General features: G+C 59.6%; 18 protein-coding genes. 11 read left to right on the top strand and 7 right to left on the bottom strand.

The genetic code is table 11. The features are described from left to right. Nucleotides 1-179: 179 nt before the first annotated feature. On the top strand, nt 180-1,259 hold the full coding sequence (gene mqnE, locus LDN12_RS14345; RefSeq protein WP_223924072.1) for an aminofutalosine synthase MqnE: 1,080 nt from the start codon (nt 180-182) through the stop codon (nt 1,257-1,259). 158 nt (nt 1,260-1,417) lie between these two features. Continuing rightward, nucleotides 1,418-2,494: a bifunctional 2-polyprenyl-6-hydroxyphenol methylase/3-demethylubiquinol 3-O-methyltransferase UbiG gene (locus LDN12_RS14340; RefSeq protein WP_223923344.1), complete on the top strand. Its 1,077-nt coding sequence runs from the start codon at nt 1,418-1,420 to the stop codon at nt 2,492-2,494. 1 nt (nt 2,495) lies between these two features. On the opposite strand, the gene LDN12_RS14335 is transcribed toward LDN12_RS14340, so the two are convergent. The 6 genes from LDN12_RS14335 to LDN12_RS14310 form a co-directional block, all read right to left on the bottom strand. After that, nucleotides 2,496-2,891 (bottom strand): hypothetical protein, encoded by a 396-nt coding sequence (locus tag LDN12_RS14335; RefSeq protein ID WP_223923343.1) that lies wholly within the window; start codon nt 2,889-2,891, stop codon nt 2,496-2,498. 1 nt (nt 2,892) lies between these two features. After that, nucleotides 2,893-3,198 (bottom strand): hypothetical protein, encoded by a 306-nt coding sequence (locus LDN12_RS14330; protein ID WP_223923342.1) that lies wholly within the window; start codon nt 3,196-3,198, stop codon nt 2,893-2,895. Further along, nucleotides 3,188-3,751 (bottom strand): RNA polymerase sigma factor, encoded by a 564-nt coding sequence (locus LDN12_RS14325; RefSeq protein WP_223923341.1) that lies wholly within the window; start codon nt 3,749-3,751, stop codon nt 3,188-3,190. Before LDN12_RS14325 ends, LDN12_RS14330 begins: the two co-directional genes overlap by 11 nt. Before the next feature lie 190 nt (nt 3,752-3,941). Further along, nucleotides 3,942-4,922: a beta-ketoacyl-ACP synthase III gene (locus LDN12_RS14320; RefSeq protein ID WP_223923340.1), complete on the bottom strand. Its 981-nt coding sequence runs from the start codon at nt 4,920-4,922 to the stop codon at nt 3,942-3,944. A gap of 128 nt (nt 4,923-5,050) precedes the next feature. Beyond that, nucleotides 5,051-5,374, bottom strand: a complete 324-nt coding sequence (locus tag LDN12_RS14315; protein ID WP_223923339.1) for a hypothetical protein — start codon at nt 5,372-5,374, stop codon at nt 5,051-5,053. Further along, on the bottom strand, nt 5,371-6,177 hold the full coding sequence (locus LDN12_RS14310; protein WP_223923338.1) for an inositol monophosphatase family protein: 807 nt from the start codon (nt 6,175-6,177) through the stop codon (nt 5,371-5,373). The genes LDN12_RS14315 and LDN12_RS14310 overlap by 4 nt, the downstream gene beginning before the upstream one ends. 192 nt (nt 6,178-6,369) lie before the next feature. Here LDN12_RS14310 and LDN12_RS14305 point away from each other — a divergent pair, with 192 nt between their 5' ends. The 4 genes from LDN12_RS14305 (at nt 6,370) to LDN12_RS14290 (ending at nt 8,026) form a co-directional block, all read left to right on the top strand. Next, nucleotides 6,370-6,696 (top strand): YggT family protein, encoded by a 327-nt coding sequence (locus LDN12_RS14305; RefSeq protein ID WP_223923337.1) that lies wholly within the window; start codon nt 6,370-6,372, stop codon nt 6,694-6,696. Nucleotides 6,697-6,702: 6 nt separating this feature from the next. Then, entirely contained in the window at nt 6,703-7,155 is a 453-nt protein-coding gene (locus LDN12_RS14300) for a DivIVA domain-containing protein (protein ID WP_223923336.1), read from the top strand. Continuing rightward, nucleotides 7,142-7,462, top strand: a complete 321-nt coding sequence (locus LDN12_RS14295; RefSeq protein ID WP_223923335.1) for a DUF167 domain-containing protein — start codon at nt 7,142-7,144, stop codon at nt 7,460-7,462. Before LDN12_RS14300 ends, LDN12_RS14295 begins: the two co-directional genes overlap by 14 nt. 87 nt (nt 7,463-7,549) lie before the next feature. After that, complete coding sequence (locus tag LDN12_RS14290) at nt 7,550-8,026, top strand: peptidylprolyl isomerase (protein ID WP_223923334.1); 477 nt, start codon at nt 7,550-7,552, stop codon at nt 8,024-8,026. 113 nt (nt 8,027-8,139) lie between these two features. Here the strand turns inward: LDN12_RS14290 and LDN12_RS14285 are convergent, their stop codons facing one another. Next, entirely contained in the window at nt 8,140-9,510 is a 1,371-nt protein-coding gene (locus tag LDN12_RS14285) for a DUF3426 domain-containing protein (protein WP_223923333.1), read from the bottom strand. A 290-nt stretch (nt 9,511-9,800) separates the two neighbouring features. Between LDN12_RS14285 and LDN12_RS14280 the strand changes: the two genes are divergently transcribed. The 5 genes from LDN12_RS14280 (at nt 9,801) to LDN12_RS14260 (ending at nt 18,009) form a co-directional block, all read left to right on the top strand. After that, nucleotides 9,801-11,696 carry an OmpA family protein gene (locus tag LDN12_RS14280; RefSeq protein WP_223923332.1) on the top strand — a complete coding sequence of 632 codons (1,896 nt, stop codon included), beginning with the start codon at nt 9,801-9,803 and terminating at the stop codon, nt 11,694-11,696. Nucleotides 11,697-11,811: 115 nt separating this feature from the next. Continuing rightward, complete coding sequence (gene cysS, locus LDN12_RS14275) at nt 11,812-13,293, top strand: cysteine--tRNA ligase (protein ID WP_223923331.1); 1,482 nt, start codon at nt 11,812-11,814, stop codon at nt 13,291-13,293. A gap of 98 nt (nt 13,294-13,391) precedes the next feature. After that, nucleotides 13,392-15,017: a sensor histidine kinase gene (locus LDN12_RS14270; protein ID WP_223923330.1), complete on the top strand. Its 1,626-nt coding sequence runs from the start codon at nt 13,392-13,394 to the stop codon at nt 15,015-15,017. Beyond that, nucleotides 15,014-15,394, top strand: coding sequence for a response regulator (locus LDN12_RS14265; RefSeq protein ID WP_223923329.1), 381 nt, complete (start codon nt 15,014-15,016; stop codon nt 15,392-15,394). The genes LDN12_RS14270 and LDN12_RS14265 overlap by 4 nt, the downstream gene beginning before the upstream one ends. A gap of 107 nt (nt 15,395-15,501) precedes the next feature. After that, nucleotides 15,502-18,009 carry a mannose-1-phosphate guanyltransferase gene (locus LDN12_RS14260; RefSeq protein WP_223923328.1) on the top strand — a complete coding sequence of 836 codons (2,508 nt, stop codon included), beginning with the start codon at nt 15,502-15,504 and terminating at the stop codon, nt 18,007-18,009. Nucleotides 18,010-18,104: the final 95 nt, after the last annotated feature.

Raw genomic sequence — 18,104 nt, 5'->3', positions numbered from 1 at the left:
CGTCTCCGGCGATTATCGGTGACGAAGCGCAGCGAAGTTCATCCCGCAGGGACAGAACCGGAACGGTTCTGCTAAATGCCCTGCGGAGGCGTAGCAGCGCTACGCCGCACAAAAGGGACTTCGAGGACGGCGGCGAGATGGCTGTTTTTCAACAACCTGTCAACGAACAAGGTTTCCCCATGACCACCTTTGAGAACATAGCCGCCAAGGTCCGCGCCAACGAGCGCATCAGCGCCGACGAGGCGCTTTTCCTGTTCACCTCCAACGACCTCCTGGCCATCGGCGAACTGGCCGCCCTGGCCAACGGGCGCAAGAACGGCAAGAACGTCTTCTTTAACGTCAACCGCCACATCAACCCGACCAACATCTGCGTCAACCGCTGTGCCTTCTGCGCCTTCTCCCGCACGCCGGGGGACGACGGGGCCTACACCCTGGCGCTGGAAGAGGTGTGCCGCAAGGCGAAGCAGGCAGCAGAGGAAGGCGCCACCGAGGTGCACATCGTCGGCGGACTCCACCCCGACCTCCCCTTCGAATACTACGAGAAGGCGCTGGGTTCCATCCGCCAAGTTGCTCCGGGGCTGCACATCAAGGCCTTTACCGCTGTGGAGATCGACTATTTTGGACGCATCTCCGGCCTGAGCATCGAACAGGTTTTCGAGCGGCTCAAGGCCGCCGGACTCGGTTCCATGCCGGGCGGCGGGGCGGAGATACTGGTGGAGGAGGTCCGTCAAAAGATCTGCCCGGAGAAGATCTCCGGAGCCCGCTGGCTGGAGATCATCCGCCTGGCCCACCTGGCCGGCCTGAAGACCAACGCCACCATTCTCTACGGCCATGTGGAAGGACCGGCCGACCGGGTCAGGCACATGGAGATGCTTCGGGAGTTGCAGGACGAAACCGGCGGTTTCCAGGCCTTCATTCCCCTGGCCTTCCAGCCGGAGAACTCCGACCTGAAGCTGAACATCCGGGGGACCTCCGGCCTGGACGACCTCAAAACCCTGGCGATTGCCCGCATCTTCCTGGACAACTTCAACCACATCAAGGCCTATTGGGTCATGCTGGGGGAAAAGATCGCCCAGGTTTCCCTGGCCTTCGGGGTCAACGATCTGGACGGCACCGTGGTGGAGGAAAAGATCGGCCACGACGCCGGAGCCCGTAGTCCCCAGTCCCTGACCAAGGAGGGCATCATCCGCCTGATCGGCAAGGCCGGCCGGACCCCGGTGGAGCGTGATACCCTGTACCGGCCGATCAACAGCTATTGAAAATCCCAAAAACGGCGGTTTGGCCACAGAGACGCAGAGACACAGAGGGAATCACAGAGTTTTTTCAAATATTCTCAAATCCTTAAATGGTGAAGAGAAATTAGGCCGAAATGTTGTCTAACCCTTTTAAATGTTTATCTCCGTGTCTCTGTGGCTCTGTGGCAAATACTTTTTCCGGGATGATTCGCTTCACCCCGTCCCTCGACCCCGGAGATGCCCGTTGCCGTCTCGAAAGGCTCATCCCGTCACACCTCGACCCTTCCCCTTTTCAACCCGACCTCCGGCGACTCCGGCGCATGTCGGCCGCCTTTGCCGCCTTTTGTCCGCCCCCCTGGCCTGCCCCAGGCCTCTGCCTGACCCCCGAGATCCACTACCAGAGCGAACTCTGGCTCCCCTTGGCCGAACTGAAACCGGTCTTCAGCCGCTTCCACCGGGCAGCCCTCGGCTGCGCATCGCCCCTTGGCGGCGCACCTTGCGACGCCGCGGCCAGTTGGGCCGACGTGGCGTCCGCCTTGCCGCCGCCCTTGTCGTCATGTACCACTCCGTCCCGCCTGCTGCACCGGCTCGTGACCGACAATGAAGCGCGCAGGATATACCTCTTCCGGTCCAGCATGCCGAAACGTTTCTACGGCGGGGCCATGGACCGCTACCCGCACCAGACGGCTGCTGTCCGGCTCTGGCTGGAACGGCGGAACGTGGGAGAACAGCCGTTGCGCTGCCTTGACGCCGCCTGCGGGGACGGCGCCATTACCTATGGCTTGGTGCGGCTGCTGCTCGACCTCGGCCGGGCGCCCCAGGACTTTCTGGTGGAAGGGTGGACCATCGACCCGTTGGAGGTGTGGGCCGCCGCCCATTGCGCCTTTCCCCATGATCCTTCGCGGCAGGAGGCCTTCAGGCGCTGGGCGCTGCCGGTTTTTTCAACCGGCGCAGAGCGGTCCCTGTCATTCCGGCAGGCCGACCTCCTGACCGTGGCCCCGGACCGGCAGCGCTTCGATCTCATCCTCTGCAACGGACTGCTGGGGGGGCCGATCATCAACAAAGGCGAGGAGATCCGGCGGGTCGTGGAGAGCCTTGCGGCACTCCTGGCGCCAAGGGGATTGGTGCTGGCTGCGGACAGCTTCCACGGAGGGTGGAAACAGAAATGCCCGCACCATGAAGTGCAGGCATTGTTTGCTTCGGCCGGGCTCGCCGTATTCGAGGCCGGCGAGGGGGTCGGCGGTCTGAAACAGGGCTAAATCAATCGCGCCTGCCCCCGCCCTGCAGGGATTTGCGTTGCTTCCGCTCGGCGATGATCCTGTCGAATTTTTCGCGCTGGTCCGGCCGCAACACCGCTTTGATGCGTTCCTGGCTCGCGGTGAGCAGGGCCTCGATCTGGGGATGAATCTGGTTTTTCAGCCTGACGATGCCCTCGTGGGCTTCATGGGTAATGGCCTTGACCTGCCCCTTCTGGAGGCTGTCCAGATTAAGCTCCCTGGTGAGCCGCTCCACAATGACATCCTCCCGCATCTTGTGTCCGCCACTGATGAAATGCTCTAAACGGGCTTGATAGATCATGTAGGTGGCCAGAGCCCCGCCGGCGGCGCCCAGGAAAAATACCAGCAGGATGCCCGCTATCGCCTTGAAGTTCTTCATATCATTCCCCCGTCAGGACGTTCCCCGCCACATAATCTTCCTGGCCTGAACTGATGGCCGCAAACAGGTCGCCGGATGGTGCCGGCCGGTAGCTGGCGCTGTACACCGCGATGAGGACCACCAGGACGGCAAACACCGGCACCATGCGCCAGATCAGCGCATACCAGGGAAGTCCCTCTGCCCGGCGTTCCCGCAACCTGGCCATCACCCTGGTTTCGAAATGCTCTTCCAGCGCAGAGGTGTCCATCCTGGCATCGCGCGCCGCCGCGAAGAGCCGATCCAACCTTTCATCCGCGTTATTGTTCATCGTTTTCCTCCAGCACCCGTTTCAACGCCTGCCGCGCCCGATGGGCCCGCACTTTCACGTTTGCTTCGCTCCACCCCGTCAACCCTGAAATCTCCCGCACCGAGTACCCCTCCAGCTCCAGGAGGGTAATGACGACCCGCTCGTCCGCCTTCAAACGGGACAGCGCCCACTTCAAAAGTTCACGAGCCTGACCGGCCTCATGGCGCGCTTCGGCGGCATAGTCGCGCACTTCGAAGACGTAGTCGTCAAACCCGCTTTGCCCCTTTTCGCGCCGCCGGCGGCGGAGAGCGTCGTGGCTTGCCCGGACGGCGATCCGCGTCAGCCAGTGCTCAAAGGGGGCGTCGTGCCGGAACGCCGCCAGGTTTTCAAAAGCCTTGATGAAGACCTCCTGGCAGATGTCTTCCACCTCGTCGCTGTCCCGCGCAAAACGGGAGGCCAGCCCGAAGATGCGCCGCTTGTAGCGGGTCACCAGCAGGGAAAAGGCGCCTTCATCACCCGCAAGGACGGCGCTGATCAGGCTTTCGTCGGAAGTCTGCTCTGGCACACTGGTCACGGTCGTTGAATGGTCTCCGGTCATTGCACGCGGTCTTGGAAAGCTGCCGCACCCCGCTCTACCTGCTCAATATTCCTGCAAGAAAGACGATGGGCACGACTGAAAGGTTACACGATGGACACAAATAAGCAAAGCCACCGGAAGAGGTGGCTTTGCCTGAAACGAGAGTGGTGTCGCCACATGGCCGCACTCAGAACCTGATCAGCAGGCCGCCCCAGGAGAGTCCGCCGCCAAAACCCATGGTCAGGACGAGGTTGCCCGGCTTGATGGTGCCGTTGCGCAGGTTCTCGTCGAGCACCAGCGCCACCGAGGCGGCCGAGGTATTGCCGCAGCGGTCCAGATTCAACAGGAACCGTTCCTTGGGATAACCGAACTTCTTGGCGATGAAATCGATCATGCGCACATTGGCCTGGTGCGGGATGATGTAATCCAGGTCGGAGGTTTGGATACCGCCCTTCCGGCAGATTTCCATGATGATCTCGGGGATTACGTCGGTGGCAAAGACGTAGACCTGTTTGCCGGCCATCTTGAAGGTGTTCTCACGGGCGGCGATGGTCTCGGCGGTGACCGGCTTGCGCGACCCGGAGGAGGGTACCTGGATCAGCGGCCAACCGCTGCCGTCGCTGCGCATGTAGGTGCAGATCACCCCTTTGTCCTCCTCGGTCGCCCTGAGGATAGCGGCTCCGGCACCGTCGCCGAACAGCGGGCAGGTGGACTTGTCCTCGAAATCGAGGATCTTGGAGTAGGTGTCCGCGCCGATTGCCATCACCGTCTTGTACTTGCCGCACTTGATGAAGTTGTCAGCCACCTCCATGGCATACACGAAACTGCTGCACACCGAGTTGACATCGAAGGCAAAGGCGTTAGCGGCGCCGATGTTGTGCTGGACAATGCAGGCTGTTGCCGGCAGGATCATATCAGGCGTCGAGGTGCCGACCACAAGGCAATCGATCTCGGAAGCATCAATACCCGCAGCCTCCAGAGCCTGCTTTGCGGCGATGGTCGCCAGATCGGAGGTTGCCTGATCCTCGCGGGCAAACCTGCGCTCACGGATGCCGGTACGGGAAAACACCCACTCGTCGGCGTTTTCCACCAAACCTTCGAAAAATTCGTTTTTGACAATCCGTTCCGGTGAATATGCCCCGCTGCCGATGATCTGCGAATGAATCATGATATCCCCGATGTTGCACATGTCGTGCAATTGTTTTCCGCATTACTAAAGATTCTCGAATCTCTCATAAAATAACACTGTTTGTCAATCGCAATGTTGTATAAACGACACAGCTTGCGGCAATCCCTTTACCCCTCGTCCCGGTGCCGCAGAAGATCGGCAACGGAAAAGGCCCACACCAGGGCAAACGCGGCCAGAAGCCCCTTCCCGAAGCCGGAGACCCCTTTCAGGGCCGCCATGACCTCACCGGAAGAGACCGTAACCGTACCGCCGGCCACCTGGGCGGCGATCACCGGTCCGAGCCCCTTCAACACCACGAACAGCGCCAAAAGGAGGAGCAGGTTAAGCACCATGATGATGGCGATCCCCGCCACCTTGCGGCCGAGATAGAGCTGGCCCAGGCCGGGCAGGACGAGGGCCGAGAGCAACAGAGCGGTGCGCTTTCGCGTCATGGGGAGGCTCCGGCGGACGATGCGGATGCGGCGAGCAGGGCCGTCATGTCGTCGTGGATCAGGCCGTTTGAGGCCAGGATACGGTCATTGAACACGTCATAAGCGGAACCGTCGAAGGTCGTAACGATCCCGCCCGCTTCACGGACAAGCAAGACGCCGGCGGCCACATCCCACGGTTTGAGCTTCAACTCCCAGAAACCGTCCAGGCGGCCGGCGGCCACAAAGGCCAGGTCCAGGGCGGCGGCGCCGGCCCGGCGGATGCCGCGGGCCGCCTTCTGGAAGGCGATGAAGCTGGCGAAGTTGTTGGCCGGGTCGGTGGCGCAGTCATAAGGGAAACCGGTACCCAGCACGGTATTGCCGAGGGGAAAATGCGTGGAGACCCGCAAACGGCGCCCGTTCATGTATGCGCCGCCCCCTCTGGTGGCGGTGAAGAGCTCATCGGACAGGGGATTATAGATCACGCCCACTGCCAGTTCACCCTCCGCCTCCATGGCGATGGAGACGCAGAACCAGGGGAATCCGTGGGCGTAATTGGTCGTGCCGTCCAAGGGGTCGATGATCCAGCGGAACGGGGAGTCGCCCGACGGATACTCCCCTTCTTCCGCGATGACGGTGTGACCGGGGAAGCAGGCCAGGAGGTGTTCCACGATGAGCCGCTCGGATTCCCGGTCCACCTCGGTCACCAGGTTCTTGTCGCCCTTCAGGTCAATCTCCAAAAGCGAGGCAAAACGGTGGCGCTGATAGCTCCCCGCCGCCATGGCCGCCGTCACGGCGCTATCGAGGTATTTTTGGTAATCGTTCATCGCTACACCTCGCAAAAAAGAAGGCGGCCGGATACGCCGCCTTTGCAGAATTCTGTTTATACCAGACTCGTTGCCCCCTGACAAGCATCCGTCTTTCTGCTTTGACATTACACCTACTTTAAGGCATATTCTAGCGCGTTTATCGTATAATCTTACTATCCCTGACGGGACGGCATACGGAGCGATCAAACCGTGGTACTCTTTTCTAACATACTCCTGGCTCTGGCCAAGATCGTGGAACTGGGCGATGGTCTTTTAACCATCTACAAGTATATCCTGCTGGCCAGCGTGATCATCTCATGGGTGAATGCCGACCCGTATAACCCGATAGTCAACTTCATCTACCGCGTAACCGACCCTCTCTTGCGCAGGATCAGGCGCCACATGCCCGACACCGGCATGCTCGACCTCTCCCCCATTGTCGCCTTTGCCCTGATCTACGTGCTCCAGATCGTCGTATTCAACACCGCCTATCAGTACCTCATGACGGCCAGTATGTCACTCAAACTGAGAGGTTAACCAACGATGAAGATCACCCCGATTGATATCCAGCAGCAGCAGTTCAAAGGCAAGATGCTGGGGGGCCTGGACCCCGAGGATGTGGATGCCTTCCTGCAGTCCGTGGCCTCTGAAATGGAAGGCCTGATCCGGGAAAACAATGAGCTGAAAGAGCAGCAGGGCCGCCACAACCGCGAAATGACCGAGATGTCCGAGAAGGAGAAAGATCTTCGCGAAACCATGCTGGCTGCCCAGCGGATCTCCGAGGAAATGAAGGCCAATGCCCAGAAAGAGGCGTCACTGATCGTTTCCGAAGCCGAACTCAAGGCCGAGCGGATCGTGGCGGACGCCGAACGCCAACTGGGCGATCTCAAGGCCCGTATCGAAGAGGCCCGCCGCCTGAAGATCCAGTTCGAGATGAGCCTCAAAGCCCTTCTGGACAGCTACGCCCGCCAACTCTCCGGCGATGAGCAGGCCTGACCAGCCCCTCTGTTCCGATACGGATGGGGGCATTATCCTGACCCTTCACATCCAGCCCCGGGCATCGAAGAACCAGGTGTGCGGCATTCAGGACAACGCCCTGAAGATCCGCCTGACCTCGCCACCGGTGGATGGCGCCGCCAACAAGCTCTGCCGCGAATTCCTGGCGGAATTGTTCAACGTATCCAAATCAGAGGTTGAGATCCTATCGGGGGAGACCTCACGTCACAAGCGAGTCAGGATTTGCGGCAGGGATTCCGCGCACCTCCGGCGGATGCTGGAAGAACTGATCCCGCAGCAGCGGTAAACAAACAACACGCAGCAGCCCTTACGGATTATGCCTGTTCCCCACCTATCTGTCAGTCGGCTGAATTAACCACGAAAGGAAACACACATGGCACAGGCAAAAAACGGCGACAAGGTTCGCGTGCACTACACCGGCACGCTTGAGGACGGCTCCATATTCGACAGCTCGGAAGTGGGCGCAGACGAATGTAGCGACGATTCGTGCGGTTGTGGCGGCCAAACCGGCGGACCGCTGGAGTTCGTCATCGGCGAAGGCACCCTGATCCCCAAATTCGAAGCGGCGGTGGTCGGCCTTGAACCGGGCCAGAAGGTGCAGGTCAAGATCGCCTCCGATGAAGCCTACGGCCCCCGGGCCGAGGAGATGGTGGCTGTCATCGAACGCAGCGAAATCCCGGGCGATATCAATCCTGAGCCCGGCCAACATATGGAGGTGATTCTTCAGGATGGCACGGCAATGCCGGTCATGGTAACCGAGGTGTCCGAAACCACCGTCACCCTCGACGCCAACCACCCGCTGGCGGGGCAGGATCTGACCTTCGACATCACGCTGGTGGAGATACTCTAACGGCTTTCGGAAAAGGGGGCCTGCAAATCGCACTTCCCCCAACGTCTCTCCAAAACAGAAGGGCCGTGGAATTCATTCCACGGCCCTTTGTCGCTTTTATCCAGCTTTGAATATCAGTGTTGCGGCTGTTTCTCCGTAGCTACCGTTGAGCCGGCCGGCTCAACCCCATAATCCTTGGCATCTGCGGGCGGCCCGGCAATCACGATCACAAAGGGAATCGCTTTCCCCGGCGGCACCTCCAGATTGTCCAGCGAATCGCCGAACTGGTTGGCCATGGCAGCCTCTATCTTTTCCAGCGGCATGGCGGCAAGCTGTTCCTTGGTCAACGGGTTCCCGCAAAAAGCATTCTTGCTTGCCAGCACCTGACCGGCCGGACCGTAGATCATCCCCTTGACCTGGATGGCGGCCCGCGGACCGGAAAATTCGTTTACCGCCTCCCCGCTGATCGCAACAAGCTCGCCGGCAACACGGTTCTTGACGAAAACGGCATTTACGCCACGGACCGAAATCCGCCCGCTGTCCTTTGCCACCTTCTCTGCACCCAACATCGAGTAGCCCACATAGCCCACGACCGCCACGACGAGCACCACAAGAACGGTGACCAGCCCCATGAGAAGCGGGCTCTGCCTGCGGCGCGAGATTATGGAAAGCGGCGGCAATTCTTCTTGCGGTACGGAAAGGGGGGGTGTGGCGGCCTCCTCGGCGGCGCCTTCCCCCTTCTGCGGCTCTACCGGCGGGGCGAAAAACAATTCCTGGGCAGGCTTGAGTTCCTCGGGGTTGACCTGCTGTACGGCCACCGAGGTCAGCTCGTCGCCAAAATCGATTTCACCAAGACTGAAGGGTTCATCGGCCTTATCTGCTTCGATACCGCCGAGATCAGCTTTTCCACCCGATGTCTTTTCGGCAGCCCCCATGGAATCGGCAAACGCCTCCACCGGGAAATCAAAGGCAATCGGCTCCGCGGGTTCTTCGTGTACCGGCGTGGCAACAGCATCGCCAAACAGGTTTTCAGCACCAAAATCGAAACCTGCGGCGTCCGGGACGGAAACATCTGCGGCAGGATGAAGGCTGTCTCCACCGAGATCATTGGCCATTGACTCCGTGGCGCCGCTCCCACTCTCGGCAGTGCCGCCGAAATCGAAATCGGAAAAGTCCGGCTCGCTTGATGGCGTCGCAGCTTTATCATGCCCGGCGGTCGCATCCTCCATGCTCTCCGAAAAGGAGAAATCGAAATCCCCGTCCCCTGCCGGAGCAAAGGACTGCTCCGCCGCAGGTGGCGCAAACGAAGGCTCGTCACCCGGCCCGGGAGCGACCGGTCGTTCAAAGCCGGTCTCGGCATCAGGCTGGGGTTCCTGCTCCTGCTGTTGCTTCGTGACGGTAAATACGTGGCGGCACTTGGCGCAGCGAACCTTGACGCCCTTATCCTTGATCTTGGCGTCATCGAGCCTGAACTTCGTGGAGCACTGTTCACACTGGATAATCATCTGCGACTCCCCGCTGAGAAGTGGTGGCAAACCACCTAAATACTTGAACCTTCTATGGTCTATATCAAAAAGGGGTAACAGTGTCAAATTCTTAAAATCAGGCATCGCTTCGCCTGCAGTGGCGCCGGAGCAGCCTGAATCCCTCGCAATGGCCGGAATGTGACCCGCATGGTGCTTTTTCCCCTAACATTGACGGTCTCCCTGCAGGAAACAGTGGTTTTGGTTGAAAGTGGGTAGCCATACGTAGTATATGGTAACAGTTCAAATCTTTAATCCGGGCGGAGAGACCGTTGCGCAGGTTCATCGTATCCATAATCCTCGGCACCGTGATTCTGTCCGCACACAGGGGTCTGGCGGCCGGGGATTCACGCACACCGCGCCCGTCTGCCGCTGTCACCCCCTCTATTTCCCTCACCCCGACCGCCGGTCTGTTCCTGTTTGATGGCCACAGAAATCTGGAAGCAAGCCCCACCTACGGTATTCGCCTCGGTTACGATATCATTGGCCGAAACGCCATCGACAGCCTGGGGATCGAGGCCGGACTCGATGTGGCCATGACCCGCTTGAAATCGGATAAAAGTTCCGCCACCGCTTATATCCTGCGCACTGAGGCGCTTTATTCCGTTCTGCCCAGGGGACGCTTCGTCCCTTCTTTTGCCGTCGGTGTCGGCGGCATATATGTCGACAACAGCGGCAGTTCTTCTACAAACGCATTCATGGATTACGGCGCCAGCGCCAAATATTTCCTCAAGGATTATCTGGCGCTACGGTTCGACGTTCGCCATATCTTCGTCTACGAGGACATGGCCGCCCGCAGCAACCTCGAATCAACCCTTGGCCTGTCATTCTTCCCGAGCTATGACAAGGAACTGAAACGGGTGCCACCGGTTGATTCCGACAGCGACGGCGTACCCGACTACCTGGACAAATGCCCGGAGACACCAAAAGGTACCAAGGTGGACCGGGACGGCTGCCCGGTGGATAGTGACGGCGACGGCGTGCCCAACTATCTGGATAAATGCCCCGGAACGCCGCTGGGAGTAAAGGTTGATAACGGTGGCTGTCCGCTTGACAGCGACGGCGACGGCGTGCCCGACTATCTGGACAAATGCCCCGGTACCCTGGAAGGGGCCAAGGTCGACAGGGCCGGCTGCCCGGCAAAAAGCACGGAGCCCGCTGCAACCGCTACGACCCCTCCGACAACGGCGGCGCCTGAGACGGGAGAACCGGCCAAGGCAGCGGCCCCGGCACCGGCAGCAGCCATTGCCGCACCGGCTCCCAAAGAGGCACCACCGGCCGCTCCTCCGGCCGCCCCTTCCGGTACTGCCAAAGCCCCCGCGGTCATGGTGGATTGCGTCGTCAAACTCGACGGAGTGAGCCTGCTGGATTCCGACTGCGACACGGTCCCCGACTATCTCGACAGGTGCCCCGGAACACCCTGGGGAACAGTGGTGGACAAGGAAGGTTGCCCAACGGGGAATACTGCTCCCGTGCCCGTGCCCGTGCCCGTTCCTGCACCAGTTCCTGCACCAGTTCCCGTTCCTGCACCAGCTCCTGCACCAGCTCCTGCACCAGTTCCAGTTCCAGTTCCTGCACCTGCTCCAGCACCTGCACCCGAGCCTGCACCAACTCCAGCTCCTGCACCGATGCCTGCTCCTGAAAAACCGGCGCTCGAAAAAGCGGAGCCGGAGCCGATACTGATCGAGGTGCCGATAAAGAACCTCCTGCCGCGGAAAGGCATGTCCAGCACGGGTTATTTTACCGCCGCGGTGGACCGATGCCCCCAGAAGCCGGAAAGCAGCGTCGTTTACGACGAAAAGCCGTTGATGAAGCTCGTCATCAACTTCAGGGTGGACAAGGCCGACATCGATCCGAAATATTTCGGGAAGATCAAGAAAATCTACGACTTCATGAAGAAGAATCCCCAGGTATTCGCCCATGTGGAAGGGCACGCGGATTATAACGGGCCGTTCGATTACAATATTACCCTTTCCCGCGTCAGGGCCATCAATATCAAGAACCAGATTCTGCACTACGGCGACGTCGCCCCTGAGAGGATCAGCATCAATGCCTATGGCTGCTCCATCCCCGTCGCCAACAACAGGACGGCGGAGGGGCGGCGCAAGAACCGGCGCGGCGTGACGGTAATAACCCTTACGGTTGCCGGACCCTCGGTGGAGAAATAATCCCTCCTGAGAGACGGATCGTCGCCCTTGCGGCGGCATACACCATGCTTTCCCCGCTTGCCTTGCAGATCAAAACAATGCAAAATACAGTAAATTTCTCCATGGGAGCCGTATCATGGCACTGCGCGTCTACAACACCCTTTCCGGGGAAAAGGAAGTCTTCGTACCGCTTATACCCGGCAGGGCCGGAATGTACGTCTGCGGGGTAACGGTCTACGATTACTGCCACATCGGCCACGCAAGGGCCAACGTGGTTTTCGACGTGATCTATCGCTACCTGAAGTACGCCGGTTACGATGTCACCTATGTCCGCAACTATACCGACATCGACGACAAGATCATCAATCGCGCCAATCAGGAAGGGGTGGACTATCGTACCATCAGCGACCGTTATATCCAGGCCTTCGACGAAGACATGGCGCGCCTGGGCCTGGCCAAGCCGACGGTGGAGCCCAAGGCCACCGATCACATCGGCGGCATCATCGCGATCATCGAAGCCCTGATCGCCAAGGGGCATGCCTATGAGTCGGAGGGGGACGTTTATTATGCCGTGGAGACCTTCCCCAACTATCTCAGGCTTTCCAAGCGCAACCTGGACGAGATGAAAGCCGGCGCGCGGGTCGAGGTGGGCGACAAAAAGCGCCACCCCATGGACTTTGCCCTCTGGAAGGGTTCCAAACCGGGCGAACCGTGGTGGGAATCGCCGTGGGGAAAGGGACGCCCCGGCTGGCATATCGAGTGTTCGGCCATGAGCATGGAATTCCTGGGCGCCACCTTCGATTTCCATGGCGGAGGCAAAGACCTGATCTTCCCCCATCACGAAAACGAGATCGCCCAATCCGAAGCCGCCAATGGGTGCCAGTTCGTCCGCTATTGGCTGCACAACGGCTTTGTCAACATCAACTCGGAGAAGATGAGCAAATCCCTGGGCAATTTTTTCACCATCCGGCAGGTTCTGGAGAAATTCGACCCGGAAACGTTGCGTTTCTTCATCCTCTCTGCCCATTACCGCTCGCCGATCGACTTTTCCGACCAGAACCTGGACGAGGCCCAGGCAGGCCTGGAGCGGATCTACTCCTGCCTGGCGGCCCTGGACGAGATCCTGCTTGAGAATCCCGGAATCCCCGAGCTGCCGGTAGCGGAAGCGCTGGCCGGAGCGGGACCGGATCTGCAGGACAAGCTGGAAGACCTCATCCCCCGTTTCCGTGAGGCCATGGATGACGATTTCAACACTGCCCAGGCTCTGGGGGTGCTGTTCGATGCCGTGCGCGCCAGCAACCGTTTCCTTGCGGAAGCAAACGAAATCAGCTCGGCCGGCCTGTCGCTCATTGCCCGGGCCCGACGCAGTTTTACCGAGATCGGCCAGGTGCTGGGCCTGTTCGGCAACGGTCCGGCAGCATGGTTGGAGCAGATCAAGAGTTCCAAGGCAGGCCGGATAGACCTCTCACCGGCGGAGATCGAGGCCCTGATCGCAGAGCGAGCCGAAGCGCGCAAGGCCAAGGACTTCAAGCGAAGCGACGAGATACGCGACATGTTGCTGGAGCGGGGCATACAATTACTCGACTCGGCCCAGGGCACCACCTGGAACGTCCGATAATAGCTACGAATTCGTCCGTCCTTACTTGAAAACAGCTCATCTCCGGGTATACTTAATTACCTCTTGTCTTGAATGATCTGGTATGAACGAGGAGCCGCGTGGATTGGGAGTGCTGCTGGGATAGAGATGTCGTTGCACAGGGTGATTGCCCAAACATCCGCGAGGGCGATGAAGACCTGCTGGAATCCCCGCGGCGACGCATCCTGGAAAAGTGCTGCGACTGCCCCAATTTCAAACGTGATCTGGAACGCTTTCAGGCCAGCGGACACCCCTTGGGTCCGGTCTTTTCCCTGTTTCACGACGAATACCGCCGCCAGAAGGTCCAAATCCAGTCCCTGCTCAGCTTCCTGGACAACAAAAGCCTCGAGATCCGCTTCCTCCACGAACTGGGTTCCGTCCTGCAGAGTTCCGTAGACCTGGAAGAGGTGCTGTCGGTGGCCCTGACAGCCATCACCGCCGGACGGGGTTTCGGCATGAACCGGGCGTTCCTGCTGATGGTCGACCACAAGCGCGAGCACCTCCAGGGATACCTGGCCATCGGCCCGCGCAACTATGAAGAGGCCCATCAGGCTTGGGACGAGATCTCCCACAATGACATGGACCTGCAGACCCTGGCCCAAAGTTTCCGCAAGAACAAGCTCACCGCCGAACGGGCCAAATTTCACGACATCCTGGAACAGATATCGGTTCCTCTTTCCGCCACCACCCATATCCTCATCCGGGCCCTGGACGGAAAACAACCGATGCTGATCGAAGACGCCTTCCATCACCCCGACGTGGACCCCCAGTTCGCCAGGTTGTTGGGGGTGGATACCTTTCTGCTGATGCCGCTCGTTTCCCGAAACCGGAGGGTTGGCGTAATCATCGCCGACAACTGCATCACCCATCGCCGCATCACTCCGGAGGACATGCACTCCCTGGAGACCTTCACCTTTCCCGTGGCGTTTGCCATAGAACGGGCATCCCTCTACGAACGGCTCCAGGAGGAGCTCAATCGGGCCACGGAAGCCCATACCAAGCTGAAGGAACAACAACAACTGATCGTCAGGATGGAGAAGATGGCCCTCGTCGGCCGGATCACCTCAAGCATAGCCCACTCCATCCGCAACCCCCTGATGATCATCGGCGGATTTGCCCGATCCATGCTGAAAAACACCCCGGTCGGCGATCCCAAGCGTAATTTCATCGAATCCATCGTCGGCGAGGCCCGCCAGTTGGAGGGGGTTCTGGATGAAATCCTCAACTACTCCGACTCCCTCTACCCGACCAAGGATTTCTGGGACGTGAACCAGTTGGTGGAGGCCGCGCTCCGCGATTCGGCCGATGCGTTGAACACCAGAGGGTACCGGATCGCGTTCTCGGCGGGAAGCGAGCTGCCGCCGGCCTATATCGATTTCAAGCAAGTGTCCTACTGCCTGCGTACCATTTTACTCTGCGACCTGAATGCCACCGACCACGAGCGGGTTGTGGATATCGGTACCAGCCGGGAAGACGACAACATCATGATCCGTATCCAGGATCACGGCCGGTATATCTCCCAAGAACAGTTGGATACCATCATGGTGCCCTTTTCGTCCACGCGGGAGATGGGGGCCGGCCTGGGACTGGCCCTGTGCAAGACCATTCTGGAGAAGCAGGGGATACCCCTGAATGCCCAATCAGCGCCCGAAAAGGGCATTATTTTCACAATCGCACTTCCCATCCGGAAGGAGGAACAGCAATGAGCAGGTTACTTGTTGTCGATGATGAAGCCAATATCCGGCTTTTGTATGCCGAGGAGTTGGCGGACGAGGGGTATGAAGTGGTGACGGCGGCCGGAATCTCCGAGGCGGTGGAAAAACTCCAGGAGGGTCCCTTCGACCTGGCGGTGTTGGACATAAAGCTCAAGAACGAGAGTGGCATAGAGCTGTTGCAGAAGTTGGTCAAGGAGCGCCACGACATGCCGGTCATCCTCTGTTCGGCCTTCTCCTGCTACAAGGACGACTTCTCCGCCTGGCTGGCGGACGGCTACGTGGTCAAATCCGGCAACCTGGCCGAACTGAAGCAGGAGATCGCCCGGGTTCTCGCCAAAAAAGCCCAACGGCTGAAAGCGGACCTGTAATCCCCCCTTGCCCCGGAGGACCGGCCTGGCTTGCCGGTGAACCCTTCCTCCCGGCCATCTGCGACAAAAGGGTACGAGATCATTATTCCACGCAAGGAGCCCACCATATGAAAGCCGTCATCATGGCCGGCGGATTCGGAACCCGCATCCAGCCGCTCACCAGCAGCATCCCCAAACCGATGATCCCCCTCTTCAACCGCCCGATCATGCTTCATATCGTGGAATTGCTCAAAAAGCACGATATCACCGACCTGGTGATGCTGCTCTACCATCAGCCGTTCGTCATCAAGAACTTCTTCCGCGACGGCGCCGATTTTGGGGTCAAGATCACCTACGTGACCCCCTTGCAGGACATGGGCACCGCCGGAGCGGTCAAGGCGGCTGAGAAGTATCTGGACGAGCGTTTCCTGGTGATCAGCGGCGACCTGCTGACGGACTTCAACCTCAAGAAGATCATCGATTTCCATGTCGACAACAAGGCCAGTGCCACCATCACCCTCACCTCGGTCAAAGACCCACTCCAGTTCGGGGTGGTGATCACCGACAAGGAAAAACGCATCACCCAGTTCCTGGAAAAGCCCGGCTGGGGCGAGGTCATCTCGGACACCATCAATACCGGTATTTACGTGCTGGAGCCCGAGATCCTGGCGGCCATCCCCGACGGGGAAAACTTCGATTTTTCCCAGGACCTTTTCCCGGCCATGCTGAAGAACAAGGATGCCCTGTTCGGCTGTACGGCCAAAGGGTACTGGCGCGACATCGGCAACACCGACTCCTACCGGGAGGCCTACCACGACATCTTCAAGGGCAGGATCAACCTGAAGATCGACGAGCCCAAACAGGATTTCCTGGGCAAGGACCTGCGCATCGGCGCCGACGTGACCCTGGAAAATCGCACCGGCCTCGAAGGAACGGTGGTCATCGGCGATAACAGCCAGATTCTCGGCGACGTGCGTATCAAGGATTCCGTCGTCGGGCGCAACTGCACCATTGAAACCGGGGTCAAACTCAACCGTTGCGTGATCTGGGATAACTCCTACGTCAAGAAGGGGGCCAAGATCAGCGACAGCGTGATCTGTTCCAATGTGCGCGTCGGCCAGGGGGCGGTGCTGGAGGAGGGTGTCATTGTTGCCGATGAAACCTCCATCGGCGACGAGGCCGTCATCAAGAGCGAGGTCAAGATCTGGCCGCGCAAGATGATCGAGGCCGGCGCCATCGTCACCGCCAACCTGATCTGGGGTGAGAAGTGGAAAAAGGCGCTCTTCGAGGGCGCCATCATCAAAGGCCTCTCCAATGTGGAACTGACACCCGAATTCGTGGCGAAACTGGGCTGCGCCTACGGTACGACCCTTCCCAAGGGGAGTTTCGTCCTGGGCGGCCGCGACTGCCACCTCTCCTCGCGCATGCTCAAACGCTGCTTCGTGGGCGGCATCCTCTCGGCAGGGGTCAATGTACGCGACATGAAGATGACCCCTCTGCCGGTCCTGCGCTACAAGCTGAAGACCTTCGGCGAGGTGGGCGGTTTCTACCTTCGTCAGGCGTTTGACGACCCGGCGGCGCTGGAGATCGTCTTTCTGGACGGCGACGGGCTGGATTTTTCCAGCGGCATGGCCAAGAACGTGGAACGCATCTATTACAAAGAAAACTTCCGCCGCGCCCACCACAGCGAGCCGGGCGCCATCAGCGAAATCAACAATGTGGTCGAGTTCTACCGCGAAGGATTCCTGCGGGCCATCGACAAGGAAATGGTCAAAAAGGCGGCCTGGACCGTGGTGGTTGACTTCAATTTCTCGCCGGCCAGCCAGATTCTGCCACTGATCCTCAACGAACTGGGCTGCAACGTGATCGCCCTGAACGCCTATGTGGATGAGGGACGGGGCAGCAAAAACGCCATGGACAAGCAGGCGGGACTGGAGCAACTCTCCAAGATCGTTGCCTCGCTGGGCGCCCAGGCCGGTTTCTGGCTCGACCCCACCGCCGAAGCCATCGCTCTCCTGGACGAGAATGGCCGCATCTTAAGCGGCGTGGAGTTGCTCTCCCTGGCGACGGCGCTCTTCTTAAGGACCGGTCAGAAGGGGGTCATCGCCGTACCGGTGCAAACCCCCTCTACCATCGAGCAGGTGGCCAATCAGAAGCGCTGCCAGGTCACACGCACCAAAAGCAGCGACCGCGCCATGCTGGAGGCGGCCAACTCCTCCGAAGTCATCCTGGCCGGCACCATTGACGGCCGTTTCGCTTTTCCCCGTTTCCAGGCATCTTTCGACGGCATGTTCGCCATCGCCAAGCTGGTGGAACTGGGTGCCGCCAGCGCCACGCCCTTTTCCGTTGCGCTTGCGGAAACGCCGTCGAGTTCGTTTCTTCAGACCAGCGTCCCCTGCCCCTGGGAGATGAAGGGGGGCATCATGCGCAAGATGAGTGAGGACAGCCTGGACAAGGAGGCCACCTTTATCGACGGCATAAAGGTGCATTTCGGCGACGACTGGGTGCTGGTGCTGCCGGACCAGCATACCCCCCATGCCCACATCGTAGCCGAGTCCAAGGACCCGAAGACGGCCCAGAGGCTGCTGTCGGAGTATCAGAAAAAGGTGGAAGGGTGGAAGAAGGAGCTGGAATGACATCCTTCCAGGCTGTTGAAAAAAACCCAGGTTGTTCAAAAATAGTCAAATCGTCGCACCCGCAGAAAAGCCCCGCGGAGGCGTAGCAGCGCTAC

The organism is Geobacter sp. AOG2, assembly GCF_019972295.1.
Lineage (GTDB): Bacteria > Desulfobacterota > Desulfuromonadia > Geobacterales > Pseudopelobacteraceae > Oryzomonas.
This window is presented reverse-complemented; position numbering and strand designations above follow the sequence as displayed.